The organism is Pseudomonas sp. (genome assembly GCF_002796985.1).
Lineage (GTDB): Bacteria > Pseudomonadota > Gammaproteobacteria > Pseudomonadales > Pseudomonadaceae > Pseudomonas.
This window is the reverse complement of record NZ_PEKX01000009.1, coordinates 477,300-504,081: the sequence shown is the minus strand read 5'-3', so window position 1 is coordinate 504,081 and position 26,782 is coordinate 477,300. Positions and strand designations below refer to the sequence as shown.

Sequence of the window (26,782 nt, the reverse complement as noted above, 5' to 3'; positions counted from 1 at the left end):
ATATCCGATTCAGATGAAATCCCGCAATCGATACCAGGCCTTGCCGGCGGCTTCCAGTGGCGCGGCGAAGCGCTGGCCACCGGGGAACCCGGGATTGCGGATGCTTTGATAGAGGTCAAGCTCGTCGCTGCGGCCGAACATGGCTTCGCTCACCGCGTGGGCGGCGGCGAGGCTCGGCAGCACGCCGTGGCCGGAGTAACCCTGCAGCCAGTAGAGATCGCCGCGCCGGCCGATGTCCGGAGTGCGCCGCATGCTGCAGTCGATGTGCCCGCCCCAGGCGTACTCCAGCTCCACGCCCTTGAGCTGCGGGAATACCCGCTCGACATAAGGCCGCGTGGCGGCGCGGATGTCCGAGGGCATGCCGCCCAGATAAGTGCAGCCGCCGCCGAACAGCAAGCGATGATCGGGGGTCAGGCGGAAGTAGTCGAGGACGAACTGATTGTCGGTGACGCAGCAGTTTTTCGGCAGCAGCGAGCGCGCCAGTTCTTCACCCAGTGGCGCGGTGGCGACCTGGTAGGTGCCCACCGGCAGGATGCGCTCGGAGACGTCGCGGTCGAGCCCGTCGATGTAGGCGTTGCAGGCCAGCACCAGGGAGGCACAGCGCACACTGCCCCGCTCGCCATTAGCAAGTTCGGTCGTCACTTCATAGCCGTTGCCGCTCTCGCGGAAGCTCAGTGCGCGGGTCTGCTCGAAGATACGGCCACCGGCGCGTTCGATGGCGTCCGCCAGGCCATAGGCGAGCTTCAGCGGGTTCAGGTGAGCGGAGTGCGGATCGTAGAGGCCGGCCTGGTAGCGGTCGCTGGCGATCCACTGCGGCAGGTCTTCACGGGGGATGAATTGCAGGCCTTCATAGCCCCAACGGCGATTGGCTTCCGCCTGCCAATCGTAGAGCGAGCCGACCCGGCGTTGCAGTACGGCGGTCCACAGGTGGCCGATGCGGTAGTCACAGTCGAAGCCGTGGCGTTGCGGCAGGTCGCGCAGTTCGTGGGCGGCCCAGAGCATGCCCTGCCACAGGCGCAGCGCACCTTCGTGGCCGAGGTCGTCTTCGATCGGACCGAGGTCGCTGGACCAGCCCGGCAATGCCTGCCCGCCGTTGCGCCCGGAGGCGGCCCAGGCGATGCGGCTGGCCTCGATCATGCAGACCTGACGGCCACCTTCGACCAGTTGCAGCGCTGTGTGCAGGCCGCTGAACCCGGCTCCGATCACCAGGACTTCGCACTCCAGCGGTTCGCGAAGAGCTTCGCGTGGCTGGATCAGCTCGGGGTTGGTGCCGGCGTAGTAGGTGCCGACTGGCTCGCTCGAACGCAGGAACATCGCTACCTCGTGAAATTGTTCTGATTATTTTTCATGAAAAATAACAGAACAAATTTCACAAGGCTAGCCCATCTCGATTTCAGCAAGACGGGCTGCACTTCAATCCGTCAGGAGGACAGCACCGCCGTAGCGGACGACTCCTCGCGCTTCTGGCGCATGCTGACCAATACCACCAGCGCTACCAGGACGCCGGCGAGGATGGCCGAAGAGCCGATGGTGCCGAAGTCCAGCCCGCCTTTCTCGAGAGGCTTGGTCAGGAAGTCGCCCAGGGTGGCGCCGAACGGCCGGGTCAATACGAAGGCCACCCAGAACAGCAGTACCGAGGACAGTTTGGTGAAGTAGTGCAGCAGCACCACCACAGCTATCAGGCTGCCTATCAGCAGCGCGCCGCCGGCGAAGCCCAGGCCGGAGTCGTCGGCGAGGAAGTCGCCCAGCGCGGTGCCCAGGGTGTTGGAGAAGAGGATGGCGATCCAGTAGAACATCTCGCCCTTGAAGCTGCGGATGTTGTCCACCGACAGCGAGGTGCCGCTCAAGCGCCAGGTCGCGAAGATCGCCACCAGGATGCTGACCAGGATCGCCGAGCCACTGGCATAGCCCAGGCCCAGTGTGCGATCCATGAAGTCGGACATGGTGGTGCCGGCGGTGCTGGTGGAAAGGATCACCAGCCAGTACAGCCAGGGCACATAGCGCTTGCTGGTGAGCTGGCCAACCAGGGTGACGAGGAACAGGCTGATGAGGATCAGCGAGCTGATCGCATAGCCGACGTTGAGGGTCATCGACAGCAGGTCGCCGGCGGTTTCCCCCAGGGTGGTGGCGCAGATCTTCATCACCCAGAAGGCCAGGGTGATCTGTGGCAATTTGTTGTTCACGGGTGGGTCTCCGGAAATGAGCGGGATCGACGCGCGTCCTTCCGACGGGTCGCGTCGTAGCACCCCGGAGTTCCTGTGGTCTCCCCCAATGGCCCCAGGTGCGTGGGCGTGGAGACTGCGGTCGGCGCGGTGAAGAAAGGGTCAAGCCGGTATGAAAAATCCATTGGCCAGCTTCCCGACCGGCGATTCGACGGATGACAGATGGCTGGCAATTGCTATGGTTCTACAAGGGGGCAATGCGCCCGAAAACCGCTGAATTGCGCGCGTGGCGCATGGGGATAGGGATGAATCAGATGATCAAACCGCAACCGTACTGCAAGAACTGCCGGCTGGCGCCGCCGACCCTGAGCGACGACAAGGTCATGGAGCTGGAGGCGATCATCAAGCCGGGACACTTGCTGCATAAAGGGGACTTCGTGTTCCGCCAGGGCGACCCGTTCCACAGCGTGTACCTGGTGCGCTCCGGTTCGATCAAGACCTTTACCACCAATGAACAGGGCCTGGAGAAGATCACCGGCTTCTACTTCGCCACCGAGATCTTCGGCTTTTCCGGCATGGGCGAAGGCAGCTACCCGGTGTCGGCGCAGGCGCTGGAAAGCACGCTGTGCAGCGAGATTCCGTTCAACCAGCTGGAGGAGCTGTCACTGCAGATTCCCGGCCTGTCGCATCAGATCATGCTGATGATGAGCCGCAAGATCCGCGAGGATCAGCAAATGAAACTGCTGCTGTCGCGGCTGAATTCGGACTCGCGCATCGCCGCCTTCCTGCTGAACATTTCTGCGCACTTCCGCGAACGCGGCTTCTCTGCCACGCGCTTCCGCCTGAGCATGTCGCGCAACGAGATCGGCGATTACCTGGGGCTGGCGGTGGAAACGGTGTCGCGCAGCTTCACCCGCCTGCAGAAGCACGGATTGATCCGGGTGGATGGGCGGGAGACGGAGATCGTCGATTTCACCGAGCTATGCGCACTGGCCGGGGGTGAAGTCGAGCTTTGAGTTTTTTGTGGGACGGGGTTCGCGAGCAAGCTCGCTCCTACAGGTTCGGCGTTGGTCTGGCGCCTTGCGCCAAGCTGCTCTTTGTAGGAGCGAGCTTGCTCGCGAACAGCCCACGATCGCGCGCTGGCCGCCGCCTCCTCTGAGCGAGGCACGCAGCCAGGGCTGGGGGAGAGGCAAGCCCTTGCACCAAGCCTCCCCTCAGCCTCTATCAAGTCCCGATCACTCCCCCATCATCCTTGGTGATCACCAGCGTCGTGGAGCGCGGGATGCTCTTGCCGTCGCTGGCCGGGAAGCTGATGCCCGGATGCTGGATATTCACCCACAGCGTCTTGCCGTCCGGGGTCTGGGTGATGCCGGTCAGCTCGCAGCCGCGCGGGCCGACCAGGAAGCGGCGCACCTCGCGGCTGTGCGGGTCGGCGCAGAGCAACTGGTTGCAGCCCATGGCCTGCATCGGCGCTTCCGCGTCGTCGTAGTCGGTCTCGATCCACAGGCGCCCGGCAGTATCGAAGTACAGGCCGTCCGGCGAGGAGAAGATGTCGCCATTGATGGTGCCGATCAGGTTCTCCGGTGCGCTGGCGCCCTTATGTTCGCCGGCCAGCAGGAAGATCTCCCACTGGAAGCGGGTGGCGGTCGGGTCGCCGTCGGCCTCGTTCCAGCGCAGGATCTGCCCGTGCAAGTTGTCCTTGCGCGGGTTGGCGGCATCCACCGGCTGCTTCTTGCCGCGCGCGTCGTTGTTGGTGAGGCTGACGTAGACCTCACGGGTAGTCTGCTGCACGGCAACCCACTCGGGGCGGTCCATGGGCGTGGCGCCCAGCAGGTCGGCGGCGGCGCGGGTGTTGACCAGTACTTCGGCCTGACTGGCGAACCCGTTCTCGGCCGTGAGGCCGTTCTGCCCGTGCACCAGCGGCAGCCACTGGCCACTGCCGTCGGCGTTGAAGCGGGCAACATAGAGGGTGCCCTCGTCCAGCAGGTCGACGTTCGCCGCACGGTTATTCGGCTGGTACTTGCCGGCCGGGACGAACTTGTAGATGTACTCACCCTTGGTGTCGTCGCCGTAATAGAAGGCCATGCGGTTGTCAGCGCCCAACGACAGCGTCGAGCACTCGCGGCAGAAACGGCCAACGGCGGTGCGCTTCTTCGGCGTCGAGGTCGGGTCGAACGGGTCGATCTCCACCACCCAGCCGAAGCGATTCGGCTCGTTGACGTGGCCACCGTGGGGCTGGTCGGCTTTCGGCGTGGCGTCGAAACGCTCGTCCACCGCTTCCCAGGCGTAGTAGTTGCTGAACTGGCCGTTGGACAGGCCATAGCGCTTGTGTGAAACGCGCTTGGCATAGTCGGCCTTGTCGCGGTTGACGAAGTACTGGTGCCAGTTCTCCTCGCACGCCAGGTATGTGCCCCAGGGCGTGACGCCCATGGAGCAGTTGTTCAGGGTGCCGAGCACCTGTTTGGCCTCGGGGTCGCTGGCAGTGCGCAGCAGGTCGTGACCGGCCAGCGGGCCGGACAGGTCCAGCGGCGAGCTGCCGGTGATGCGACGGTTGTAGCGAGAACCCTCGACGCGCTGCCACTGGCCGCCGGCGTCCTGCTTCACCTCGATTACGCTGAGGCCGTGGGCGGCGATTTCCTTGCGCACCTCGCCTTCCGGGCGGCCGCGCGAACCATCGGAGCGGTCCTCGAAGGTCTGGCCCCTGGGGTGCAGCGTCGGGTTGATGTACTCGTGGTTGATCACCAGCAGGCCGTGGCTGTCCGGTGCATCGGGGAAGGGGAAGTAGTGCATGCCGTCATGGTTGTCGCCGGCCTGCAGTTCCTGGGCTTTCCAGTCTTCGCTGGCGTCGCCTTTCCAGGCCGGCGAGCCGGTCACCACGGCGTCACCCCAGGAGAAGAACGGCCGCGCGGTATAACCGTCAGCGACTACCACCCGGTCGAACTTCGGGTCCTGCTGCACCGACACCCCCTTGAAGCCCAGCAGCGCGGTGGGCACCGGGGCGTCGGCGGCGAACAGCGAGCGGCCGGGGAACAGGCTGCCGCCGAGGAAGCCGACGGCACCCAGCATCAGGCTGTTCTTCAGCAGGCGGCGGCGCGAGGCGTCGATGATCTCGCTCATCGGCACGTTGCCGGAGGGGTTGAGCGCCTGGTCGTCGAAGGCGGCCAGTCGGTCGTGGAAATCCTGGAAACGCTCGCTCATCAGATGGTTCCTTCCGCGCGGCCGTCTTTCTGACGGCTCGGGTTGTCAGTAAAAGCTATCGGCGGAAGGTTAGGAACGCGGTGTTACGACGGCATGACAACGCCGCCGAGCCCTGTGACAGGCTCGGCGGCGGCAATAAAAGCCGCCCCGCAGGACCAAGACGACGTCCGGGGGCGGGCGCGAGGGCTTTTGCGAAACAGTGCGGCTCAGCTCTGCAGGCCGCCCTGCTCCGAACATTCGGGGCCCGCCAGGCGGGCCGTCCAGTCTTCCAGTACGCCACTGGTGAGGCGTTGCGCGGCGGTTTTGCGCCAGCGCAGGGAGAGCGCGTCGCAGGCCATCATCAGGCGCAGTCCGGTACGTTCCAGCGGGTGGCCGAAGTACCAGTCCAGCAGGCTCGCCACGGTGAGCTGCGGGTAGTGCCGCTGCACCAGTTGCAGCGGTGCGTCGGGGGCGACCATGCCGGAACGGCGCACCCGGTAGAACCAGCCGCAACGCCCCTGCTCCTGCACTTCCAGCGGCAGTTCAGGGAGATTCCAGCGCCGCGCCAGGCGGTAGCTGGGCGAGCGCGGCTGGCTCACTTCGATCAGCGCTTCGCCCCAGTGGAACAGGTCGCCGATGCAGACCTCCTGTTCATTGAGGCCGAAGGTCGACAGGTTCTCGCCGAACGCCGGCTGTCGCCAGCGCGTCTGCGGGTGCTGCTTGCGCCAGTGGCGGTAGTGCTCGGCCGGGTAGTGGTGCAGTGCTCGGTCCAGGCCGCCATCGCGGCGCAGGTCGGGCCGTGCGTCTCCCGGCAACCCTTCGGCGCCGAGCCAGACTTCCTGATGCGCTTCGAGTCGGTCGATATCGCTGAGCAAACCTCCCCAGCTCTCTTCGACTTTGCCTATGAAAACGCCCTGGATAACGATGCTTTCCACCTTTGTCTACCCATCTGAGACAGCGGACAAGCGCTAGAGTAGAGGTCTGGACAGGTGTCACTCCATTTCGATTTTCCAGTTTCGTTGATAAGCAGACCTTATGGATTTCCGCCAGCTTCGCTATTTCGTCGCGCTCTACGAGGAAGGCCATGTCGGGCGTGCCGCCGAACGCCTGGCGATATCCCAGCCGGCGCTGTCGCAGCAGATCCGCCAAATGGAGCAGAACCTCGACGTGGCGCTGTTCCAGCGCAACGGCAAACGCCTGCTGCCGACTGCCGCCGCGCACACGCTGTACAACCACGCGGTGCCCTTGCTGGAAGGCCTGGAGCGCGCCCGCGAAGCACTGCGCGGCTTCCGTGGGCAGAGCGCGCGCAGCTTGGCCATCGGCGTGCTGCAGACGGTCAACGCGAGCCTGGTGCCGCACCTGGTGGAACGCCTGCACGCCGCGCAGCCACACCTGCAGGTGCGCATCTATGAGCTCTCCGGTGTGGAGATCGAGCGCCGCCTGCTGGCGGGTCAGCTGGACATCGGCATCGGCTTCCTGCCACCCCGCCAGCCGGCGCTGCACGGCGTGGAGCTGTACCCGGATGAGCTGCAATTGGTGATTCCGGCGGACCATCCGCTGAAGGACTTCAAGAAGGTCTCGCTGGCCCAGGCGGCGGAATTGCCGATGCTGCTGCTCGGCGAGGAATTCCGCGCCCGGCAGATCTGGCAGGAGCAACTGGCAGCCATCGGCCGGCGACCACGGGTGCAGGCGGAGCTGAACCACATGGGTGGCATCCTCGACAGCCTGCCGCAGAGCCACTTCGCCACGGTGCTGCCGGGGCGTGCGCGGCAGATGCACGGCAACCCGAATCTGCTCTGGAAACCCCTGAGCGAACCGCGTATTCCGCTGAGCGTAGGGCTGGTTTACCGCGATGCACAGCGGCAACAGCCGACGGTAGAGTTGTTGCGCTCGTTGCTGGATGGGGCGGTGTAAGCGTGCGTTTTTCGTAGGAGCGAGCTTGCTCCTACAGACAGAGCCTGCGCGGGCTGGCCCGGAGCCGCGTAGGGCGCATAACCTGGAACAGGTTATCCACCGTCCCGCCCAGCGGCGTAAAACCGCGGGCAGTTGTACGCCCTACGGATAGCCAGCTCGAATCGCAGGCAAGAAAAAACCCCGCCTCTTGCGAGGCGGGGTCTTGCAGACCGATATCCTGACGTCCGTGCTAGCCACCGTCCTTGGTGGATTCCCTTGTTTCCGTATTGTCGTTGGCGCTTCCTGCGCAATGTCCTGACTGAGGAGAAGGTTACCGCCGTACGCCGCTGTCAGAAAGACGCCGATCACCACCGCTGTTTGTAAGCTTTGGCTTACACGGATTAGAAATACCGCCCTTCAGAAAAGAAATAACCCACAAAAAAGCCCCGCCGAAGCGGGGCTTTCAGATCGGCAGCTTAGAACTGCGCGGCGTCCAGCAGGTACAGCGACTCGCTGCCAGCCTTCACCGAGGCGGTCAGGGAGTGGATACGCGGCAGCAGCCGGGCGAAGTAGAAACGCGCAGTGCCCAGCTTGCTGGCGTAGAAGTCGTCCTGGCCTTCCTTGCCCAGCGAGGCGCGCGCCATCAGCGCCCACATGTAGGCATAGGCGGTGTAGCCGAAGGCGTGCAGGTACTCGACCGACGCGGCGCCGATTTCATTCGGGTTGCCCTTGGCGCGGTCCAGGACCCAGGCGGTCAGCTCTTCCAGGTTCTGCACGGCGGCGTTCAGCGGGCCGGTGAATTCGGCCAGCTCGGCGGACGCCGAGGCGGTGAAGGCGCGGATCTCGTCGGTGAACAGCTTGGCGTAGGCGCCGCCGCTGCCGACGATCTTGCGGCCCATCAGGTCCAGCGCCTGGATGCCGTTGGTGCCTTCGTAGATCTGGGTGATGCGGCAGTCGCGCACCAGTTGCTCCTGGCCCCACTCGCGGATGAAGCCGTGGCCGCCGAAGATCTGTTGGCCGTGAATGGTGGTTTCCAGGCCCATGTCAGTGAGGAAGGCTTTGGCGATCGGCGTCAGCAGGGCGACCAGTTCCTCGGCGCGCTTGCGGGTGGTCGGCTCTTCGCTGTACTTGGCGGTGTCCAGCTGCATGGCGACGTAGCTGGAGAAGGCACGGCCGCCTTCGTTCAGCGCCTTCATGGTCAGCAGCATGCGACGCACGTCCGGGTGCACGATGATCGGGTCAGCGGCCTTGTCCTGGGCCACCGGGCCGGTCGGCGCGCGGCTCTGGATACGCTCGCGGGCGTACTCCACGGCGCTCTGGTAGGAGCGCTCGCCCGTCGCCAGACCCTGGATACCGACGCCCAGGCGCTCGTAGTTCATCATGGTGAACATGGCGGCCAGGCCCTTGTTCGGCGCATCGACGATCCAGCCGGTGGCTCCGTCGAAGTTCATCACGCAGGTGGCGGAGCCCTTGATGCCCATCTTGTGTTCGAGAGAGCCACAGGACACGGCGTTGCGTTCCGCGAGGGAGCCGTCGGCGTTGACCATCACCTTCGGCACCAGGAACAGCGAGATACCCTTGGAGCCGGCCGGCGCGTCGGGAAGCTTGGCCAGCACCAGGTGGATGATGTTCTCGGTCAGGTCGTGCTCACCGCCGGTGATGAAGATCTTGGTACCGGAAATCTTGTAGCTGCCGTCGGCCTGCGGTTCGGCCTTGGTGCGGATGATGCCCAGGTCGGTGCCGGCGTGCGGTTCGGTCAGGCACATGGAACCGGCCCAGGTGCCGGCGTACATGTTCGGCAGGTACTTGGCCTTGAGTTCTTCGCTGGCGTGGTTGAGCAGCGACAGGCAGGCGCCGGCGGTCAGCATCGGGTACAGGCCGAAGGACAGGTTGGCCGAGTTGACCATTTCCTCGACCTGGGCGCCGATCGCCTTGGGCATGCCCATGCCGCCGAATTCCGGCGCGCCGCCCACACCCACCCAGCCGCCTTCGGCGTAGGTGCGGTAGGCCTCGGGGAAGCCGGCAGGAGTCTTCACGCCCTCGGCACTCCAGCTGCAGCCTTCTTCGTCACCGCTGCGGTTCAGCGGAGCGATCACGCCGCCGGTGACCTTGCCGGCCTCTTCGAGGATCGCCGCGGCGGTCTCGACGTCGACGGTTTCGGCCAGGGCGGGCAGTTCGGCCCACAGGTTGGCGACCTCGAAGACTTCATTGAGGACGAATTGCATGTCGCGCAGGGGAGCTTTGTAGTCAGCCATGATGGATCCTCGAACGAAAACGACGGCTGATCAGGCAGCCAGCGGTATCAGAATAGGAGGTACACGAAGGTACGCCGCCGGAGTTTACTCCAACAACTTTTCAGACTTTAAGCGTCATGTTGTGACCGCACAACTATAGATTGGTCACAAACTGTAGCGAAAAACGAGGAGACCCGCGCGGGGCGGTCCTCCTTGTCTGGCACGGGGATTACGAGCGAACTGCTCCGTCGATAACGTGTAGGGCGGATAACGCCAACGGTGTTATCCGCCATTGCAACCGGCGGATACAGCGTTCCGCTTTATGCGCCCTACGCGGCTACGCAGGTCCGGCAGTTACAGGGCGAACTGCTCGGCCGACAGGCGCATCAGCACCTCGGAACCGGCTTCCGCCGCTGCCACATGGGCCTGCGCGCGCGGCAGCAGGCGGCTGAAGTAGAACTCGGCGGTGGCGAGCTTGGTCTGGTAGTAGGCCGCCTCGCTGGCGCCCTCTTCCAGCTTCTGCCCGGCGACGAGCGCCATGCGCAGCCAGAAGTAGCCGAGGGTGACGTAGCCGGAGAACATCAGGTAGTCGACCGAGGCCGCGCCCACTTCGTCCGGGTTCTTCATGGCGGCCATGCCGACCTTCTGGGTCAGCTCGCCCCATTGCTTGTTCAGCGTCGACAGCTGGGCGACCTGCGCTTTCAGCTGCGGGTGCTCGGCATGCTGCTGGCAGAGCTGGTGCACGAGCTTGGTGAAGCCCATCAGCAGCTTGCCCTGGCTGCCGAGGACCTTGCGGCCCAGCAGGTCCAGCGCCTGGATTCCGTTGGTGCCCTCGTAGATCGGCGCGATGCGGCAGTCGCGTACCAGCTGCTCCATGCCCCATTCGCGGATGAAGCCGTGGCCGCCGAACACCTGCATGCCGATGTTGGTGACCTCCAGGCCGGTCTCGGTCATGAAGGCCTTGCAGATCGGGGTGAGGAACGCCAGCAGGTTACCGGCGCGCTCGCGCTCCTCGGCGTCGTCGGACAGGTGCTCGATGTCCAGCAGCTGCGCGGTGAAGTAGGCCAGCGCGCGGTTGCCTTCGTTGAACGCCTTCATGGTCAGCAGCATGCGGCGCACGTCCGGGTGGACGATGATCGGGTCGGCGGGCTTCTCCGGTGCCTTCGGGCCGGTCAGCGAACGCATCTGCAGGCGGTCCTGGGCGTAGCGCACGGCGCCCTGGTAGCTGGTCTCACCGAGGCAGAGACCCTGCATGCCGGTGCCCAGGCGCGCGTGGTTCATCATCGTGAACATGCAGGCCAGGCCCTTGTTGGCCTCGCCGATGAGGAAGCCGCGGGCGCCGTCGAAGTTCATCACGCAGGTGGCGGAAGCCTTGATGCCCATCTTGTGTTCGATGGAGCCGCAAGCCACGGCGTTGCGCTCGCCGGCCTCACCCTTCACGTCCAGGTTGAACTTGGGAACGATGAACAGCGAGATGCCCTTGGTGCCGGCCGGCGCATCGGGCAGCTTGGCCAGGACCAGGTGGATGATGTTCTCGCTCATGTCGTGCTCACCGGCGGAGATGAAGATCTTGGTGCCGGTGATGGCGTAGCTGCCGTCCGCGTTGGGCACGGCGCGGGTCTTGATGATGCCCAGGTCCGTGCCGCAGTGCGGCTCGGTGAGGCACATGGTGCCGGTCCAGACCGCACTGGTCATGCGCGGCAGGTAGGTGTCCTTCTGCTCCTGCGTGCCGTGGGCGTGGATGGCGGCCATGGCGCCCTTGGTCAGGCCGGGGTACATGCCCCAGGAACAGTTGGACGCACCGATCATCTCGCTGACCAGCAGGCCGAGGGACGGCGGCAGCCCCTGACCACCGAATTCCGGGTCGCTGGAAACGCCGTTCCAGCCGGCCTCGACGTACTGCGCGAAGGCTTCCTTGAAGCCCTTGGGCGTGGTCACCACGCCGTTGTCGAAGTGGCAGCCTTCCTCGTCGCCGGAGCGGTTCAGCGGGGCGATGATCTGTTCGCAGAACTTCGCGCCTTCCTCGAGGATGGCGGCGAACATGTCCGGGGTAGCGTCGGTGGCGCCGAGGGCTTCGTAGCGGCCGGTGAAGTCGAAGACTTCGTCGGTGAGGAAGCGCACGTCGCGCAGGGGGGCCTTGTACTCGGGCATCGCGAATCTCCGTTCGGTTCAGGGCGCCAGCTTGGCGCGGAAAACTCGAACCTAACGGCCCGTGGGCGGCCGGACAATCACGCTGCACGCGCTGAATGCGCGGTCATAACGCAGGCCGCTCAGGCGGTGCGCACCGCTCCGCGTCGCGCCTGCCCGTGCACGGCCACGCGGTTGCGCCCACCGCTCTTGGCCGAGTACAGCGCCTCGTCGGCGCCCTTGATGACTTCCTCCGGGCTGCGCCGCTCGGCATCGCGCTCGGCGACGCCGACGCTGATGGTCACCGAGACGCTCTGCGCGTCCTTGCCGCTGCGCTTGCCGCGACCCTGGCGGTCGTCCTTGGGCCGGTTGCCACGGTCGCGCAGGTGCATGGCGTAACCCTCGATGGCCTGGCGCACCGCGTCCAGGTGCGGCAGGCAGTGCTCCAGCGTCTTGCCGGCGAACACCAGGGTGAATTCCTCGCCGCCATAGCGGTACGCCTTGCCGCCGCCACCGGTACGCCGCAGCTGGCTGGCGACCATGCGCAGCACCTGGTCGCCGACGTCGTGGCCGTGGCTGTCGTTGAATTTCTTGAAGTGGTCCACGTCGATCATCGCCAGCACGTACTGCTGGCCCAGGCGCTGGAAGCGCTCGTTCAGCGCGCGGCGTCCGGGCAGGCCGGTGAGCTCGTCGCGAAAGGCCATCTGGTACGCCTCGTGGGCCACCGCGCCAGCCAGGGTGAGCATCACCAGGCTGGTCATCACGGTCAGCGCGTGGGGCAGGATGAACACCTTGGGCAGCATCCACAGCAGGCCGAGCAGGCCCAGCAGTTGCGCGGCGTGCAGCGGGCGCGGCTGGCGCACGTAGGCGGCGACCAGGGCGATGAAGGCCATCAGGAAACCGAAGTAGGACAACTGCGCCAGGTTCATCCACTGGCCGTGCAGGGCCGGCCAGTAGGTGTCGCTGAGCAGCTCCGCCAGGCCTTGCGGGAAGCGCTTGGCCAGGGCCGTCGCCACGCCGGCCACGGCGACCAGCGCGGCGCTGCGGGCGAGCAGGTCCTGCAGCATGTGCATGCGTTCCTGCCAGATGCCGTACAGGCCATAGAGCAGCGGCAACAGTACGCAACACAGGTGGAACACCCGCGCCGCCTCCGGCAGCACTACGCGGTGCGCCTGGAAGTAGTCGACCTGGTTATCGAGCAGGAAATACGCGATGTACACCACCGTCAGCATGAACAGCTGGCGCTGGCGGCCGTAGACCATGCACAGCGCACCGCCGAGCAGGAGCAGCAGGGTCGGCAGGACGTTGAACAGGGAGATGAAGAAGTCGGACAGTTCGCCCAGGGAGCCGGCGGCGACGCCGGCCGGAATCAGCAACAGGGGCGTGAGGAAATGGCTGAGCCGGTATGGGGCCGTGGGTCGCACAGGGGGTTCCGCAGAGTGGGTGCCGGGTTCGCCGTCAGTCGAGCGACAAGTGGCGTAATGATGGCATTTTCTGCGGGGATTTGCGTGGATCCGGAGACGAAAAAGCCCGCCTTGCGGCGGGCTTCATCCTGTTCAGCAGACGGACGGCGAACCGTCCGCCAGTAGCGCTGATCAGTAACCGAGGGCGAAATCTTCCTCGGCCAGGTCCATCAGGTTGCTGGCACCGGACAGCATGGAGCCAACATGCGCGCGGGTGCGCGGCAGGATGCGCTGGAAGTAGAAGCGCGCGGTCTTCAGCTTGGCCTGGTAGAAGGCCTCTTCGCTGGTACCGGCGGCCAGCTTCTCGGCAGCCAGGCGAGCCATGTCGGCCCAGAAGTAGGCGAGGCAGGCGTAGCCGGAGAACATCAGGTAGTCGACCGAAGCGGCACCGACTTCCTCACGGTCCTTCATGGCAGCCATGCCGACCTTCATGGTCAGGTCGCCCCACTCCTTGTTCAGCGCGGCCAGCGGTGCCACGAACTCTTTCACGGCTTCGTTGGCTTCGTTGGCCTGGCAGAACTTGTGCACGATCTTGGTGAAGCCCTTGAGCGCTTCGCCCTGGGTCATGAGGATCTTGCGGCCCAGCAGGTCCAGCGCCTGAACGCCGGTGGTGCCTTCGTACAGCATGGAGATGCGGCTGTCGCGGACGTTCTGTTCCATGCCGTGCTCGGCGATGAAGCCGTGGCCGCCATAGATCTGTACGCCATGGTTGGCAGCTTCGAAGCCCACTTCGGTCATGAACGCCTTGGCGATCGGAGTGAGGAAGGCCAGCATTGCGTCAGCGGCTTTCTTCTCTTCTTCGTCCTGGCTGCGCTGGACGATGTCGACCTGCTTGGCGGCGAAGTACAGCATGGCGCGGTTGCCTTCGGCGAAAGCCTTGGCGGTCAGCAGCATGCGGCGTACGTCCGGGTGCACGATGATCGGGTCAGCGGCTTTTTCCGGCGCTTTCGGGCCAGTCAGCGAACGCATCTGCAGACGCTCGCGAGCGTAGGCAATGCCACCCTGGAAACCGATTTCAGCGTGGGCCAGGCCTTGCAGCGCGGTACCCAGGCGAGCGGTGTTCATGAAGGTGAACATGCAGTTCAGGCCCTTGTTCGGCGGGCCGATCAGGAAGCCGGTGGCGGCGTCGAAGTTCATCACGCAGGTGGCGTTGCCGTGGATGCCCATCTTGTGCTCGAGGGAGCCACAGGAAACGGCGTTGCGCTCGCCCACGTTGCCTTCGGCGTTGGGCAGGAACTTCGGCACGATGAACAGCGAGATGCCCTTGGTGCCCTGCGGGGCGTCGGGCAGGCGGGCCAGCACGATGTGGACGATGTTGTCGGCCATGTCGTGTTCGCCAGCGGAGATGAAGATCTTGGTGCCGGTGATCTTGTAGGTGCCGTCAGCCTGCGGCTCGGCCTTGGTGCGCAGCATGCCCAGGTCGGTGCCGCAATGCGGCTCGGTCAGGCACATGGTGCCGGTCCACTCGCCGGAAACCAGCTTGGTCAGGTAGGCGTGCTGCTGCTCCGGAGTACCGTGGGCGTGCAGGGTGTTCATGGCGCCGTGGGACAGGCCCGGGTACATGCCCCAAGACCAGTTGGCCTGGCCGACCATTTCGCTGATGGCCAGACCCAGGGATTCGGGCAGACCCTGACCGCCGTGCTCGACGTCATGGGCCAGGCTCGGCCAGCCGCCTTCGACGAACTGCTGGTAGGCCTCTTTGAAGCCGGTCGGAGTCGTGACGCCTTCCGGGCTCCATTTGCAGCCTTCCAGGTCGCCAGTACGGTTCAGCGGAGCGATTACCTGTTCGCAGAACTTTGCACCCTCTTCGAGGATGGCATTGACCATGTCCGGGGTGGCGTCTTCGGCGCCCGGCAGGTTCTGGTAGTGCGCTTCGTAGCCCAGCAGCTCGTCGCGAACGAAACGGATATCACGCAAGGGGGCCTTGTAATCAGGCATAGCAGTAAACCTCTACGAAGGGTTCTGGTTAATGGGCGACCGGTTGCTGCGGTCGCAGTGCGGGAGCATTCCCGGCCGCCCAGTCGGAGCGCATACGCCTCCGGACAGTCAAACAGGCGTTTGAAACATACGTTTACGCCATACCCTTGTCAAGCGTGCAAACCGACCGCCCAGTCACACTCAAAGGCCTGTCCAGGAGGTGCATTCACAGCGACGTCCTGAGGCTAATTAAAGCCCATGGCAGAGCGGCCGGCGTGTCACGAGGACAGCCGGCCGCCGGGCAGAATTCAGGGGATGGGGAGTGGCGCGCTCAGGCGCGGATATCGAGCAGGGTGCCGAGCGTTTCGTCGGCGGCCTGGATGACCTTGGCGCCGGCCTCGACCTCGTGCTGGCCGCGGCGCAGATCCACCAGATGGTCGCTCAGGGCATCGCTGGAGGCGACACGTGCGCCGGCGCTGGCGATATCGCTGCCGGCCTGGTCGACACGGCGCTGCCCGGCCTGGACGCTGGCCAGACCGGCGGAGAAAGCATTACCGGAGATTTCCATCGCAGCGCCTCCACAGCAAAAGCAGCAAGTGGCCACTATTCAAGCAGACGACGTCCGCCAGGCCAAGGCCCGGTTACAAATCCAGGATGCCCAGATCCAGGTGCGCCGCCACCGCCGCCGGAGTCGCACGGGCCAAGCGCGGCACGCGCCCGACACAGGGAGCGGGCAGGCGTTCGGCGAGGGTCGCGAGGTTTTCCTCCAGACGGGAGGTCTGCGCATCGACGATGTTCGCCACCCAGCCGGCCAGCACCAGGCCGTCGCGCTGGATCGCCTCGGCACTGAGCACCGCATGGTTGATGCAGCCCAGGCGCACGCCGACGACGAGGATCACCGGCAGTTCCAGGGCAATGGCCAGGTCGGAGAGGTTCTCCTCCCCCGCCAGCGGCACGCGCCAGCCACCGGCACCTTCCACCAGGGTGAAATCGGCGCCCAGTTCCAGCACCGAACGCACCGGCCCCTTGAGCGCCTCCACCGTCAGCTTCACGCCCTGCTCGCGGGCGGCGAGGTGCGGGGCGATGGCTGGCTCGAAGGCGAAGGGGCTCACCTGCTCATAGGCCAGCGGCACGCTGCACTCGCCCAGCAGCGCCAGCGCATCGGAATTGCGCAGGCCCGCGGGGCTGCGCTCGCATCCGGAGGCCACCGGCTTGGCGGCCGCCGTGGACAGCCCGGCCAGCCGCGCCGCATGTAGCAGGCCGGCGGCGATGGTGGTCTTGCCGATTTCGGTGTCGGTGCCGGTGACGAAGTAGGCGTGGGACATGGCTTTCCTCTGATGCTCTTCGTAGGAGCGAGCTTGCTCGCGAATCCGCCCAGCTCCGGTGCTGCCGGTGAGCCCCGTTCGCGAGCAAGCTCGCTCCTACAGGATTCAGTTCTTGCGCAGGACGGCGTAAACCACCCGGTAGGTCGCCGGCAGCCCCTCGGGCTGGCGGAGGCGCTCATAAGCGGCGATCAGCGCGCGCACCCGCTCGCGCCCGGTGAGGCCGTCGGGCCGGCCGGGGTTGAGGTTGTGCGCGCCGAGCGCCTTGAGTTCATGGGTCAGGCTGCGCAGGTCGGGGAAGTGCAGGACGCGCTCCTCGGTGCGCAGTTCCAGCACCTCCAGGCCGCTGCCTTCACAGTGCTGGCGGTACTGCTCGAAGGCACGGAAACGGTTCACATGGACGAAGCCGTCCACCGCTTCCCAGCTCTGCCGCAGCTCACCCAGCGTGCCGATGCACAGGCTGCTGAAGGCCGCGACACCGCCCGGACGCAGCACCCGGCGAGCCTCGCCCAGCACAGCCGGCAGGTCTGCGCACCATTGAATCGCCAGGCTGGAAAACAGCAGGTCACTGGCACCCTCGCGCAGCGGTAGCCGCTCGGCATCGCCACCAATGAAATGCTGCGCACCGCCCTGCTCGCGGGCGTGGCGCAGCATGCCTTCGGCGATATCGACGGACAGGCCCTGCGCCTGTGGATAACGCGCCGCCAGGGCGCGGGTGAAATAACCGGTGCCGCTGCCCAAGTCGATCCAGCGTTGCGGCACGGCCTGCGCCGGCAGCAACTCCAGCAGGCGGCCACCCACGGCGCGCTGCAGTTCGGCCACCGCATCGTAGGTCGACGCAGCGCGGGAGAAGGAGGCGGCTACCTGGCGCTTATCGGGCAGAGCGCGCGTACTGCAATCAGGCATCGTCGCCCTCGTGGATAAACTTCAGGATGGCGCTCGCCACTTCGTCCGGCTGCTCCAGCGGCAGGCCGTGGCTGGCGCCGGGCAACAGGCTGACTTCTACGTCCGGCAGCCATTCCAGCAGCGCGTCGGCGGCGCTCGCCGGGACCAATGCATCGTTGCCAGCGAACAGGTGCAACTGCGGGCCGGGATAGCGGCCGAGGGCTACGCGGGTATCGAGCTGGCCGAGTAATTGAAGCCCCGCCGTCAGCCCTTCGATATTCAGTTGCGGCAACGCCACCTGCAGTTGGCGCGACAGGGTGCGCGCGTCGCGGGCGCCCTGGCTGACCAGCAGGGTAAAGCGCTTGCGCACCAGGTGCGGCTCCAGCAGGAAGGCCTCGAAGAAGTCCTCGAAGACTTCGTTGGCCATGGCCTCCGGCCAGTCCTCGCGGCGGCGGAAGCAGAGGTTGCTGGCGATGGTCACCAGCCCCCGGCAAGACTCGCCACGACGCGCCGCCAGTTCGGCGCCGAGCATGCCGCCCAGCGACCAGCCGGCAATCCAGGCGTCGTGGGGAACGTTGTCGTCCAGCTCGTCGAGCCAGGCGTTCGGATCACTATCCGCCGGCAGCGGCTCGATCTGCACATTCAAATGCGGCGCCTGCTCCAGCAGCGCATCGCGCAGCGGTTCCAGCGGCGCATTACCCAGGCCCCAGCCCGGCAGCAGGATCAATTGGTCACGCATCGTCGCCCTCCTCGGCCTCGATCTCTGCCAGAAGGCTAGACGACACTCGCTGCCAGCTCTCCGCCAGCGCCAGCAGCAGGCGATCGACCTGCGCCTCGCTGTGCGAGGCGGACAGGGTCACGCGCAGGCGCGCAGTGCCGGCCGGCACGGTGGGCGGGCGGATCGCGCCGACCAGGATGCCGCGTGCGCGCAGCTCCGCCGACAGAGCCATCGCCTGCGCGCTGCCACCGATAAGGATCGGCTGGATCGGCGTCGGACTGTCCATCAGGCTCAGGCCGATGGCTTCGGCGCCAGCGCGGAAGCGCGCGATCAGCGCATTCAGGTGATCGCGGCGCCAGCTCTCGGCGCGCAGCAGCTCCAGGCTCTTCAGCGTGGCGCAGGCCACGGCGGGCGGCTGGCTGGTGGTGTAGATGTAGGGGCGGGCGAACTGGATCAGCGTCTCGATCAGTTCCTCACTACCGGCGACGAAGGCGCCAGCAGTGCCAAAGGCCTTGCCGAGGGTGCCGACCAGCACCGGTACATCGTCCAGGCCCAGGCCGAAGTGCTCGACGATGCCGCCACCGGTCGCTCCCAACGGGCCGAAGCCGTGGGCGTCATCGACCATCACCCAGGCATTTTTTTCCCGTGCCTTGGCGCAAAGCGCGGGCAGGTCGGCCAGGTCGCCGTCCATGCTGAATACGCCGTCGGTGACGACCAGCGTATTGCCTTCAGCCTTTTCCAGACGGGAAGCGAGGCTGGCGGAGTCGTTGTGCAGGTAACGCGAGAAGCGCGCGCCGGAAAGCAAGCCGGCATCCAGCAGCGAGGCGTGGTTGAGGCGGTCCTGCAGCACGCTGTCACCTTTGCCGACGAGGGCGGTGACGGTGCCGAGGTTGGCCATGTAGCCGGTGGAGAACAGCAGCGCGCGCGGGCGACCGGTGAACTCGGCGAGCGCCAGCTCCAGTTCGTGGTGCGGGCCGCAGTGGCCGTTGACCAGGTGCGAGGCACCACCACCGACGCCCCAGCGTTCGGCGCCGGCGCGCAGGGCGGCAATCACCTCGGGATGATTGGCCAGGCCCAGGTAATCGTTGGAACAGAAGGCCAGCATCGGCTGGCCGTCGATGAGCACTTCCGGCCCCTGCGGCGATTCCAGCAGCGGACGGCGGCGGTAGAGGTCCTCCGCCTGGCGCTGGGCCAGGCGGGCGGCGAGATCGAAAGGCATACGCAACCCCGTGTCGGCGGTAGAGCTTTTGTAGGAGCGAGCTTGCTCGCGAATCGCCCGACACCGAAGTATTCGGGAAGACTGTGCGCGAGCAAGCTCGCTCCTACATGAAGAAGAGCGGCTCTATCAGGCCGAAGCCGCGTTATAGAACAGCTGGGAGTCGCGTTGTTCCGCCAGCGCCTGCTCGATGGCGGCCTGGTGCACTTCGTCGGCGTGCTCCTCGCGCTCCTCGGGCTTGATGCCCAGACGCGCGAACAGCTGCATGTCCTTGTCGGCCTGCGGGTTGCTGGTAGTCAGCAGCTTCTCGCCGTAGAAGATCGAGTTGGCGCCGGCCATGAAGGCCAGGGCCTGCATCTGCTCGTTCATCTGCTCGCGGCCGGCGGACAGGCGCACGTGGGATTTCGGCATCAGGATGCGGGCGACGGCCAGGGTACGGATGAAGTCGAACGGGTCGACGTCCTTCTCCTCGGCCAGCGGGGTGCCCTTGACCTTGACCAGCATGTTGATCGGCACCGACTCCGGGTGCTCGGGCAGGTTGGCCAGCTGGATCAGCAGGCCGGCGCGGTCGTCCACCGACTCGCCCATGCCGAGGATGCCGCCGGAGCAGATCTTCATCCCCGCCTCGCGCACGTACGCCAGGGTCTGCAGGCGCTCGCCGTAGGTGCGGGTGGTGATGATGTTGCCGTAGAACTCCGGCGAGGTATCCAGGTTGTGGTTGTAGTAGTCCAGGCCCGCTTCGGCCAGCGACTGGGTCTGCTCCTGGGTCAGCTTGCCCAGGGTCATGCAGGTTTCCAGGCCGAGCTTCTTCACGCCCTTCACCATTTCCAGCACGTAGGGCATGTCCTTGGCCGAGGGATGCTTCCAGGCGGCGCCCATGCAGAAGCGCGTCGAGCCGATGGCCTTGGCTTCGGCAGCGGCCTGCAGCACCTTCTGCACTTCCATCAGCTTTTCCTTGTCCAGGCCAGTGTTGTAGTGGCCGGACTGCGGGCAATATTTGCAGTCTTCCGGGCAGGCGCCGGTCTTGATCGAGAGCAGGGTGGAAACCTGTACGCGGTTCGGGTCGAAATGCGCGCGGTGCATGCTCTGCGCCTGGAACAGCAGGTCGTTGAAGGGCTGTTCGAACAGGCTGCGGACTTCGGCAAGGGTCCAGTCGTGGCGGGTTACTTGGGCTGCGGTGGCACTCATCGGCAAAGTCCTTCGACGCTTGGGGGCGCCTCTTGTCTAGGGTGCCCCGGCGGCGCGCCACCGGGGAAATCAGGCTCAAGGCATCATATGTGGAGCTGTGACGCTGTCAACCACTCTCGCGACACAGGTCGACAAGTGACCATTTATTGATCAATTCCAATGTTGGATCTGGCGCTGTGGCTGAACCGATCCGGCCAATTGCTGCTCCAATCAGGCAGAACACTCAGGAGTGATACCCCAGATGGGAACCGAAGGATTCTTCGACGGCCTCGGCCAGATGGTCGGCAAGGCCATCCGCTTCATCGTCGACCTGCTGTCGGGCGTGCTCGGCGGCCTGTGGCGCGCCATGGACGACTTCCTCCACGGCCTGGCGCGGGCTGTGGGAATCGACGTCTCGATCTTCAGCTTCGTCCTGCTCTTCATCGGCCTGCTGCTGCTCTACAGTGGCATCCGCGCCTTCCTGCGGCGCTCGATCTTCGGCGGTCTGATCTGGACGGTGCTGGGCCTGGTGGTACTGAGCTGGCTGATCCACTGAGCCACTCCCCCCTGAACGCCCCGCCCATGGAGGGGCTGAATGCGGTTGCTTCAATGGCGCCCCGCCTGGTGGCGACCTCGCGTGCAATGCCTCCTCTGCGGAGGCGCGGCGGAACAGGCCGCGCTGCCCCTCTGCGCCGGCTGCGACGATGACCTGCCCTGGCTCGCCGGGCATTGCACGATCTGCGCCCTGCCCCTGGCCACTTCCGGGCTGACCTGCGGGCAGGTCTGTCATGGATGCCTGCGCCGCGCGCCGGCCTTTCAGCGTGTCGAGACACCGCTGCGCTACGGCTTCCCCGTCGACGCGCTGGTCACCCGCTTCAAGCACCAGGCCAATGCGCCGCTCGGGCGGCTGCTCGGCCAGTTGCTCGAACGCCATCTGCTGCATGCCTACGAGGAAGGACTGCCACGCCCGGACCGGCTGATCCCCGTGCCGCTGTCGCACCGGCGCGAACGGCAGCGCGGCTTCAACCAGGCGCAACTGCTGGCAAGCTGGCTCTCCGCCCCGCTCGGGCTGCCTATGGATAACCGCCTGGTACTGCGCCAGCAGGACACCCCGTCCCAGCAGGGACTGGACGCCGCCACCCGCAAGCGCAACCTGCGCCGCGCCTTCGCCCTGGCCGATGGCGCGGTGGTCGAAGGCCTGCACCTGGCGCTGGTGGACGACGTGCTGACCACCGGCGCCACCGCCGAACGCATCGCCCGCCTGCTGCGTCGTGCCGGCGCACAGCGGGTCGACGTCTACTGCCTGGCACGCACGCCGCCCCCGGAATAGACGACCGTTCGCCACATTCCCGACATCTGCCCCTTGCGTTTTGCACGCCAGCAACGGAGCCTCGCGGCATACCAATAAGCACCCGCGGAACCATGACCACCCTCAGCCTGTTGACCCAACACGTAACCCGCCGCCCTCAGCGCATTGCCCTGCTGGCGCAGATCGCCCAGCTCGGCTCGATCACCCACGCCGCCAAGGCCGCCGGGATGAGCTACAAGACCGCCTGGGACGCCATCGATGAACTGAACAACCTCTCCGACCGCCCGCTGGTGGAACGCAGCGTCGGCGGCAAGGGTGGCGGCGGCGCGCGCCTGACCACCGACGGCGAACGCCTGCTGGCGCTGTACCAGCGCCTGGAAGCCCTGCGCGAACACATCGTCGAGCATGTCGAGCACCAGGCAGACCTGGAACTGATCGGCCGCCTGATGATGCGTACCAGCGCGCGCAACCAGTTGCACGGGCGCGTCTGCTCGGTGGAGCCGTCCGGCCTAAACGACCTGGTATGCATCGAGCTGCCCGGCGGTTCGCGCATCCAGGCGCGGGTCACCCGCGAGAGCACCGAGAAGCTGGAACTGGCCGACGGCGTGCCGGTGGTGGCGCTGATGAAGGCTGGCTGGCTCTACGTCGACCTGCCGCACATCCCCTGCCCGGAAGGCCTGAACGCGCTGGAGGGGCACGTCGATGACATCCGCGAAGCCGAAGACGGCCCCAGTGAAGTGCGTATCCAGCTGCCCAGCGGGCAGATGCTCTGTGCCCTGACCGACCCCGAACGCATCCAGATCCTCGGCCTGAAACCCGGCTCGGCGGTACGCACCCAGTTCTCCCCGGCCCAGGTGATCCTCGGCACGCCGCTATAGTCCCCGCCACATGAGTTTCCCTGCCTCATATCAAGCCCGGTAGCGCCGTGCCGCGCTCCAATAGTCGCCAGAGCCCCGCCCATGCCGGGCGGGCTTCGGCCACCCGGAGCCCCACCATGCGCCGCCCACTCCTGCTTCTCGCCCTGCTGCTCCTGCCCTTCGCCAGCCACGCCGGCCCCGACGTGCTGCGGGTCGGTGCCAGCAACGAACTGATGCCGATGCTGGAGCCACTGGTGGACCAGTACCAGATCGAAACCCGCAACAAGGTCCTGCTGATCGGCGGCGGCGCGGACGAACTCGCCGATCAGGTCCGCCAGGGCACGCCCTACGACCTGTTGCTGACGCCATTGAGCAATACGGACAAGCAGGCTCAACCCGTCGAGTGCAAGGCCCACCCGATGCAGAAACTGACCCTGGTGAAGGGCGAGCGGCAGGTGCTGGCCACGGACTTTGTCGAGTACCTGAGAAAGCACTGCGCCGACCATTGAGGCGACTGCGCACCCAAAAGAGGCGGACTGGGTAAACTAGGCAGCTTTACCACTGCCGGAACGTCGCCATGTCCCATCCCTTCTCCGACCTCACCCCCGACCTGGTGCTGGATGCGGTGGAAAGCATCGGTTTCCTCAGCGACGCCCGTGTACTCGCGCTCAACAGCTACGAGAACCGCGTTTACCAGGTAGGCATCGAGGACAGCCAGCCGCTGATCGCCAAGTTCTACCGCCCCGGCCGCTGGACCACCGAGGCGATCCTCGAGGAGCACACCTTCTCCGCCGAACTGGCTGAATGCGAAGTCCCGGTGGTGGCACCCCTGGTGCACGAGGGCCAGACCCTGTTCGAGCACGCCGGCTTTCGCTTCACCCTGTTCCCCCGCCGAGGCGGCCGCGCTCCTGAACCGGGCAACCTCGACCAGCTCTATCGCCTTGGACAGTTGCTCGGTCGCCTGCACGCGGTCGGCGCCAACCGCCCATTCGAGCATCGCGAGGCGCTGACGCCGCAGAACTTCGGGCACGAGTCCCTCGCCACGCTGCTGGACGGCAACTTCATCCCGAAAAGCCTGCTGCCCGCCTACGAGTCGGTCGCCCGCGACCTGCTGAAAAAGGTCGACGACCTGTATGCCCGCGTGAAGTACACGCCCATCCGCATGCACGGCGATTGCCACCCCGGCAACCTGCTGTGCCGCGACGAGACCTTCCACGTCGTCGACCTCGACGACTGCCGGATGGGCCCGGCGGTGCAGGACCTGTGGATGATGCTCGCCGGTGAGCGCCACGAGCGCCTCGGGCAGCTCTCCGAACTGGTGGACGGCTACCAGGAGTTCCACGACTTCGAGCCGCGCGAACTGCCGCTGATCGAAGGCCTGCGCTCCCTGCGCCTGATGCACTACAGCGCCTGGCTGGCGCGCCGCTGGGACGACCCGGCGTTCCCACCGAGCTTCCCCTGGTTCGGCAGCGAACGCTATTGGGGTGAGCAGGTACTGGTGCTGCGCGAGCAGTTGGCAGCGCTGGATGAGGAGCCGTTGCGGCTGTTCTGATCACTCTGCCAGGGCAACGCCTCATGGCTTTTCGTAGGAGCGAGCTTGCTCGCGAATGGATTCACCCGCAGCGACACGGCTGAGGGGGTTCGCGAGCAAGCTCGCTCCTACAATAGCCTGCTTGCCGTAACGGCATCGTTACGCACATTCGCAGTCGCCACCGCGACATCCACCGCAGCGGCACAGACAAGCTCCGTCGAGCGCCCTAGAATCGTGCGGCCACTCATTAGCTGCCTAACCAAGGATGTTCCATGGCCACCGCCAATCCCCGCCGGGGCTATGCCCTGGGCTTGACTGCCTACGTCATCTGGGGGCTCTTCCCGATCTACTTCAAGCTGCTCGAACGCATCCCCGCCCTGGAAATCATCACCCACCGGGCCATCTGGTCGGCGGTGTTCGGTGCCCTGCTATTGCTCGTCTGGAAGCACCCCGGCTGGTGGCGCGAGCTGCGCGAGAATCCCAAGCGCATCGCGGTGCTCACCGCCAGCGGCCTGCTGATCGCCAGCAACTGGCTGGTCTACGTCTGGGCGGTGAACAACGGCCATATGATCGAAGCCAGCCTGGGTTACTACATCAACCCGCTGATCAACGTATTGCTGGGGATGGTGATCCTGCGCGAACGCCTGCGCCCGCTGCAGTGGGTCGCGGTTGGCCTCGCCGCGCTGGGCGTGGCGCAGCAACTGTGGCAACTGGGCAGCCTGCCGTGGGTGTCGCTCGCCTTGGCGCTGACCTTTGGCTTCTACGGGCTGATCCGTAAACAGGCACCGGTGGCCGCGCTGCCGGGGCTGGTGGTGGAAACCTGGATCCTGTTGCCGCTGGCGATCGGCTACCTCCTGCTGTTCGCCGACGGCCCGAGCGTGCACGCGGACTTCTGGACCACCAAGGACGCCCTCTGGCTCGCCGCTGCCGGCCCGATCACCCTGGTGCCGCTGGTGTGCTTCAACGCCGCCGCGCGCCATCTGCCCTACGCGACTCTCGGCTTCCTGCAGTACCTGGCGCCGACCCTGGTGCTGCTGCAGGCGATCCTGCTGTTCGGCGAGCACCTGGACAGTACCCGCCTGGTCTCCTTCGGCTGTATCTGGCTGGGGCTGGCCGTCTACAGTGTGGACATCTGGTACCGCCTCTCCCGCGGCGACTGATCATTAATTGATCCACCGCCTGCAAGCCACGCCGCCCGTGGCTTGCAGGCAGTCACCAGCAGATTGTCCACAGCTCTATCCCGCGATTGCGGGGATAACGGCCGTTTCTTCCACAAGCCGTCCCGCCGCCCCTCTCTCAGTACAGCCTCCCCTGGCTGCACGCGGCAAGCTGATCAACATTTAATCAATCCCGCGAAAGCCACGTGAATTCTGGCCTGCCGAAACATTCCCCCGGCTTTTCCACAGGCTGATCCCCATTTCGTGTGGATGGACAAACGCCGCCCGATCAGAAAGTGGACAACCCTGTGAAGACCACAGGCAGCGTGGCCTGCAGCGCTCCATGAACGGCTTCTCCACAGACTCTTCCAGTGGTTTTGTGCACAGCAACGGGAAAGCCCGGAGCGCTCCGTTCACCGCGCACGCCCTGTACAAAAAACAACCAATGCTCTGGAATCCACGGAAACAGGAGGCTTCAGACACTTATCAACAGAATGCCCCCGCGACGATCCCCGCAATCTGTGCACAGCATCGAATTGAAAAGTGGATAAGCCGATTGTCGTGAAGCCCAAATAGAATGGGCCCTCTGTCAATCCATCAACAGAGAGCCCACAGGTTTACCCACAAACGCCTGGCTCAGCGAGAAAGTATTACTCCTCGCTGTGGAAATTCAGCTCCACCATCAAGTCATCGGCCAGTGCTTCCAGCTTCTGCTGCAGGGTTTCCAGCGGCAGGGTCAGCGGCACGGCCAGCAGTGCCTCGGCATGGAACAGCGGTTCGCTGCTCATGGGTGCCGGCAGCACCTCGGTCGTCAGACTCTCCAGGTTCACACCGTGCTCGGCCAGCAACTGGGTGATGTCGCGGACGATGCCGGGGCGGTCGTTACCCACCAGGTCCAGGTGGATCGGTTTCCAGTTGCATACCGGCTCGATGCCGCTTTCCGCCAGCAGCACGCGGATGCCGTGCTCGCTCAACTCCTGCAGGCCTTCCACCAGCTCGTCATAGCCCTCGGCGGGCACGGCCACGCGAAGGATCCCGGCGAACTGCCCGGCCATGCGCGACATGCGACTTTCCAGCCAGTTGCCGCCATGGGCGGCGATGCATTTGGCCACGCGCTCCACCAGACCGGGCTGGTCCTGGGCGATGACGGTCAATACGAGGTGGTCCATGAGCAGTCTCCGCGAAGGGCTAGGCCGTGAGGTCCAGCCAATAGGTGTAGAACTTGTCGTCCCGCTGGTAGCCCAGGCGCTCATACAGCGACTGGCCAGCGTGGTTGGTCTTTGCCGTCTCCAGCATCAGACCGCAGGCACCGGTACTTTCGCCATGGGCGCGGGCAGCGTTCATCAGTGCTTCGCCATAGCCATCGCGGCGCGCGGCGGGCAGCACATAGAGGTCGCTGACCAGCCAGGAGGCCTGCAACGCCAGGGAAGCGAAGAAGGGATACAGCTGCACGAAGCCTACCGCCAGCCCATCGATGCTGCGCGCGATGAACACCGTGGACTGCCCGCTGCCGATGCGCGCCTCGAGGAACTCACGAATCTTCGCGTGGGGCGCGGGCACCTCGTAGAAATCGAGGTAGCCGGAAAACAGCGGGACCAGGTCATCCAGATCGGCGGGGGTGGCAAGCGTCACGGACATGCGGGATTC

At 65.6% G+C, this 26,782-nt stretch carries 24 protein-coding genes; 8 read left to right on the top strand and 16 right to left on the bottom strand.

From position 1 onward, the window contains the following. Positions 1–9 precede the first annotated feature (9 nt). Positions 10–1,314, bottom strand: coding sequence for an FAD-binding oxidoreductase (locus CTR55_RS16695; protein WP_296287811.1), 1,305 nt, complete (start codon positions 1,312–1,314; stop codon positions 10–12). Positions 1,315–1,421: 107 nt separating this feature from the next. Beyond that, a complete protein-coding gene (locus CTR55_RS16690; RefSeq protein WP_296288002.1) occupies positions 1,422–2,141 on the bottom strand; it encodes a hypothetical protein in 720 nt (239 codons plus the stop codon). 326 nt (positions 2,142–2,467) lie between these two features. Here CTR55_RS16690 and fnr point away from each other — a divergent pair, with 326 nt between their 5' ends. Further along, positions 2,468–3,178: a fumarate/nitrate reduction transcriptional regulator Fnr gene (fnr, locus tag CTR55_RS16685; RefSeq protein ID WP_253442556.1), complete on the top strand. Its 711-nt coding sequence runs from the start codon at positions 2,468–2,470 to the stop codon at positions 3,176–3,178. A gap of 208 nt (positions 3,179–3,386) precedes the next feature. On the opposite strand, the gene CTR55_RS16680 is transcribed toward fnr, so the two are convergent. Then, positions 3,387–5,360, bottom strand: coding sequence for a PhoX family phosphatase (locus tag CTR55_RS16680; RefSeq protein WP_296287808.1), 1,974 nt, complete (start codon positions 5,358–5,360; stop codon positions 3,387–3,389). 206 nt (positions 5,361–5,566) lie between these two features. Further along, positions 5,567–6,274 carry an MOSC domain-containing protein gene (locus CTR55_RS16675; protein WP_296287806.1) on the bottom strand — a complete coding sequence of 236 codons (708 nt, stop codon included), beginning with the start codon at positions 6,272–6,274 and terminating at the stop codon, positions 5,567–5,569. Positions 6,275–6,374: 100 nt separating this feature from the next. On the opposite strand from CTR55_RS16675, the gene CTR55_RS16670 reads away from it, so the two are divergent. Beyond that, on the top strand, positions 6,375–7,253 hold the full coding sequence (locus CTR55_RS16670) for a LysR substrate-binding domain-containing protein (protein WP_296287804.1): 879 nt from the start codon (positions 6,375–6,377) through the stop codon (positions 7,251–7,253). Between the two features lie 455 nt (positions 7,254–7,708). Here CTR55_RS16670 and CTR55_RS16665 read toward each other — a convergent pair whose 3' ends face one another. The 10 genes from CTR55_RS16665 to bioB form a co-directional block, all read right to left on the bottom strand. Beyond that, the gene (locus CTR55_RS16665) at positions 7,709–9,487 is read right to left on the bottom strand and encodes an acyl-CoA dehydrogenase C-terminal domain-containing protein (RefSeq protein WP_296287802.1); all 1,779 of its coding nucleotides are present in this window, start codon (positions 9,485–9,487) and stop codon (positions 7,709–7,711) included. Positions 9,488–9,820: 333 nt separating this feature from the next. Then, positions 9,821–11,617 (bottom strand): acyl-CoA dehydrogenase C-terminal domain-containing protein, encoded by a 1,797-nt coding sequence (locus tag CTR55_RS16660; protein ID WP_296287800.1) that lies wholly within the window; start codon positions 11,615–11,617, stop codon positions 9,821–9,823. A gap of 119 nt (positions 11,618–11,736) precedes the next feature. After that, positions 11,737–13,017 carry a GGDEF domain-containing protein gene (locus CTR55_RS16655; protein WP_296287799.1) on the bottom strand — a complete coding sequence of 427 codons (1,281 nt, stop codon included), beginning with the start codon at positions 13,015–13,017 and terminating at the stop codon, positions 11,737–11,739. Between the two features lie 171 nt (positions 13,018–13,188). Continuing rightward, positions 13,189–14,994, bottom strand: coding sequence for a phenylacyl-CoA dehydrogenase (locus CTR55_RS16650; RefSeq protein WP_296287797.1), 1,806 nt, complete (start codon positions 14,992–14,994; stop codon positions 13,189–13,191). Positions 14,995–15,304: 310 nt separating this feature from the next. Continuing rightward, a complete protein-coding gene (locus tag CTR55_RS16645; RefSeq protein ID WP_296287795.1) occupies positions 15,305–15,541 on the bottom strand; it encodes a hypothetical protein in 237 nt (78 codons plus the stop codon). A 73-nt stretch (positions 15,542–15,614) separates the two neighbouring features. Next, the gene (gene bioD / locus CTR55_RS16640; RefSeq protein ID WP_296287793.1) at positions 15,615–16,298 is read right to left on the bottom strand and encodes a dethiobiotin synthase; all 684 of its coding nucleotides are present in this window, start codon (positions 16,296–16,298) and stop codon (positions 15,615–15,617) included. Between the two features lie 105 nt (positions 16,299–16,403). Further along, positions 16,404–17,201 (bottom strand): malonyl-ACP O-methyltransferase BioC, encoded by a 798-nt coding sequence (gene bioC / locus CTR55_RS16635; protein WP_296287792.1) that lies wholly within the window; start codon positions 17,199–17,201, stop codon positions 16,404–16,406. Next, the gene (locus CTR55_RS16630; RefSeq protein WP_296287790.1) at positions 17,194–17,919 is read right to left on the bottom strand and encodes an alpha/beta fold hydrolase; all 726 of its coding nucleotides are present in this window, start codon (positions 17,917–17,919) and stop codon (positions 17,194–17,196) included. The genes bioC and CTR55_RS16630 overlap by 8 nt, the downstream gene beginning before the upstream one ends. Next, positions 17,912–19,117 carry an 8-amino-7-oxononanoate synthase gene (bioF, locus tag CTR55_RS16625; protein WP_296287788.1) on the bottom strand — a complete coding sequence of 402 codons (1,206 nt, stop codon included), beginning with the start codon at positions 19,115–19,117 and terminating at the stop codon, positions 17,912–17,914. Before bioF ends, CTR55_RS16630 begins: the two co-directional genes overlap by 8 nt. Before the next feature lie 126 nt (positions 19,118–19,243). Then, positions 19,244–20,302 (bottom strand): biotin synthase BioB, encoded by a 1,059-nt coding sequence (gene bioB, locus CTR55_RS16620; RefSeq protein WP_296287787.1) that lies wholly within the window; start codon positions 20,300–20,302, stop codon positions 19,244–19,246. Positions 20,303–20,543: 241 nt separating this feature from the next. On the opposite strand from bioB, the gene CTR55_RS16615 reads away from it, so the two are divergent. The 6 genes from CTR55_RS16615 (at position 20,544) to rarD (ending at position 25,138) form a co-directional block, all read left to right on the top strand. Next, positions 20,544–20,837 (top strand): hypothetical protein, encoded by a 294-nt coding sequence (locus tag CTR55_RS16615; RefSeq protein ID WP_296287785.1) that lies wholly within the window; start codon positions 20,544–20,546, stop codon positions 20,835–20,837. A 39-nt stretch (positions 20,838–20,876) separates the two neighbouring features. Continuing rightward, positions 20,877–21,611: a ComF family protein gene (locus CTR55_RS16610; protein ID WP_296287783.1), complete on the top strand. Its 735-nt coding sequence runs from the start codon at positions 20,877–20,879 to the stop codon at positions 21,609–21,611. A 92-nt stretch (positions 21,612–21,703) separates the two neighbouring features. Next, positions 21,704–22,468: a TOBE domain-containing protein gene (locus CTR55_RS16605; RefSeq protein WP_296287782.1), complete on the top strand. Its 765-nt coding sequence runs from the start codon at positions 21,704–21,706 to the stop codon at positions 22,466–22,468. Positions 22,469–22,584: 116 nt separating this feature from the next. Then, complete coding sequence (locus CTR55_RS16600; RefSeq protein WP_296287780.1) at positions 22,585–22,956, top strand: substrate-binding domain-containing protein; 372 nt, start codon at positions 22,585–22,587, stop codon at positions 22,954–22,956. Between the two features lie 68 nt (positions 22,957–23,024). Further along, positions 23,025–23,999, top strand: a complete 975-nt coding sequence (locus CTR55_RS16595; RefSeq protein WP_296287778.1) for a serine/threonine protein kinase — start codon at positions 23,025–23,027, stop codon at positions 23,997–23,999. Positions 24,000–24,250: 251 nt separating this feature from the next. Beyond that, positions 24,251–25,138 carry an EamA family transporter RarD gene (gene rarD / locus CTR55_RS16590; RefSeq protein WP_296287777.1) on the top strand — a complete coding sequence of 296 codons (888 nt, stop codon included), beginning with the start codon at positions 24,251–24,253 and terminating at the stop codon, positions 25,136–25,138. A 647-nt stretch (positions 25,139–25,785) separates the two neighbouring features. On the opposite strand, the gene CTR55_RS16585 is transcribed toward rarD, so the two are convergent. Beyond that, on the bottom strand, positions 25,786–26,304 hold the full coding sequence (locus tag CTR55_RS16585; RefSeq protein WP_296287775.1) for a glycine cleavage system protein R: 519 nt from the start codon (positions 26,302–26,304) through the stop codon (positions 25,786–25,788). A 19-nt stretch (positions 26,305–26,323) separates the two neighbouring features. Beyond that, positions 26,324–26,773 carry a GNAT family N-acetyltransferase gene (locus CTR55_RS16580; RefSeq protein WP_296287773.1) on the bottom strand — a complete coding sequence of 150 codons (450 nt, stop codon included), beginning with the start codon at positions 26,771–26,773 and terminating at the stop codon, positions 26,324–26,326. Positions 26,774–26,782 lie beyond the last annotated feature (9 nt).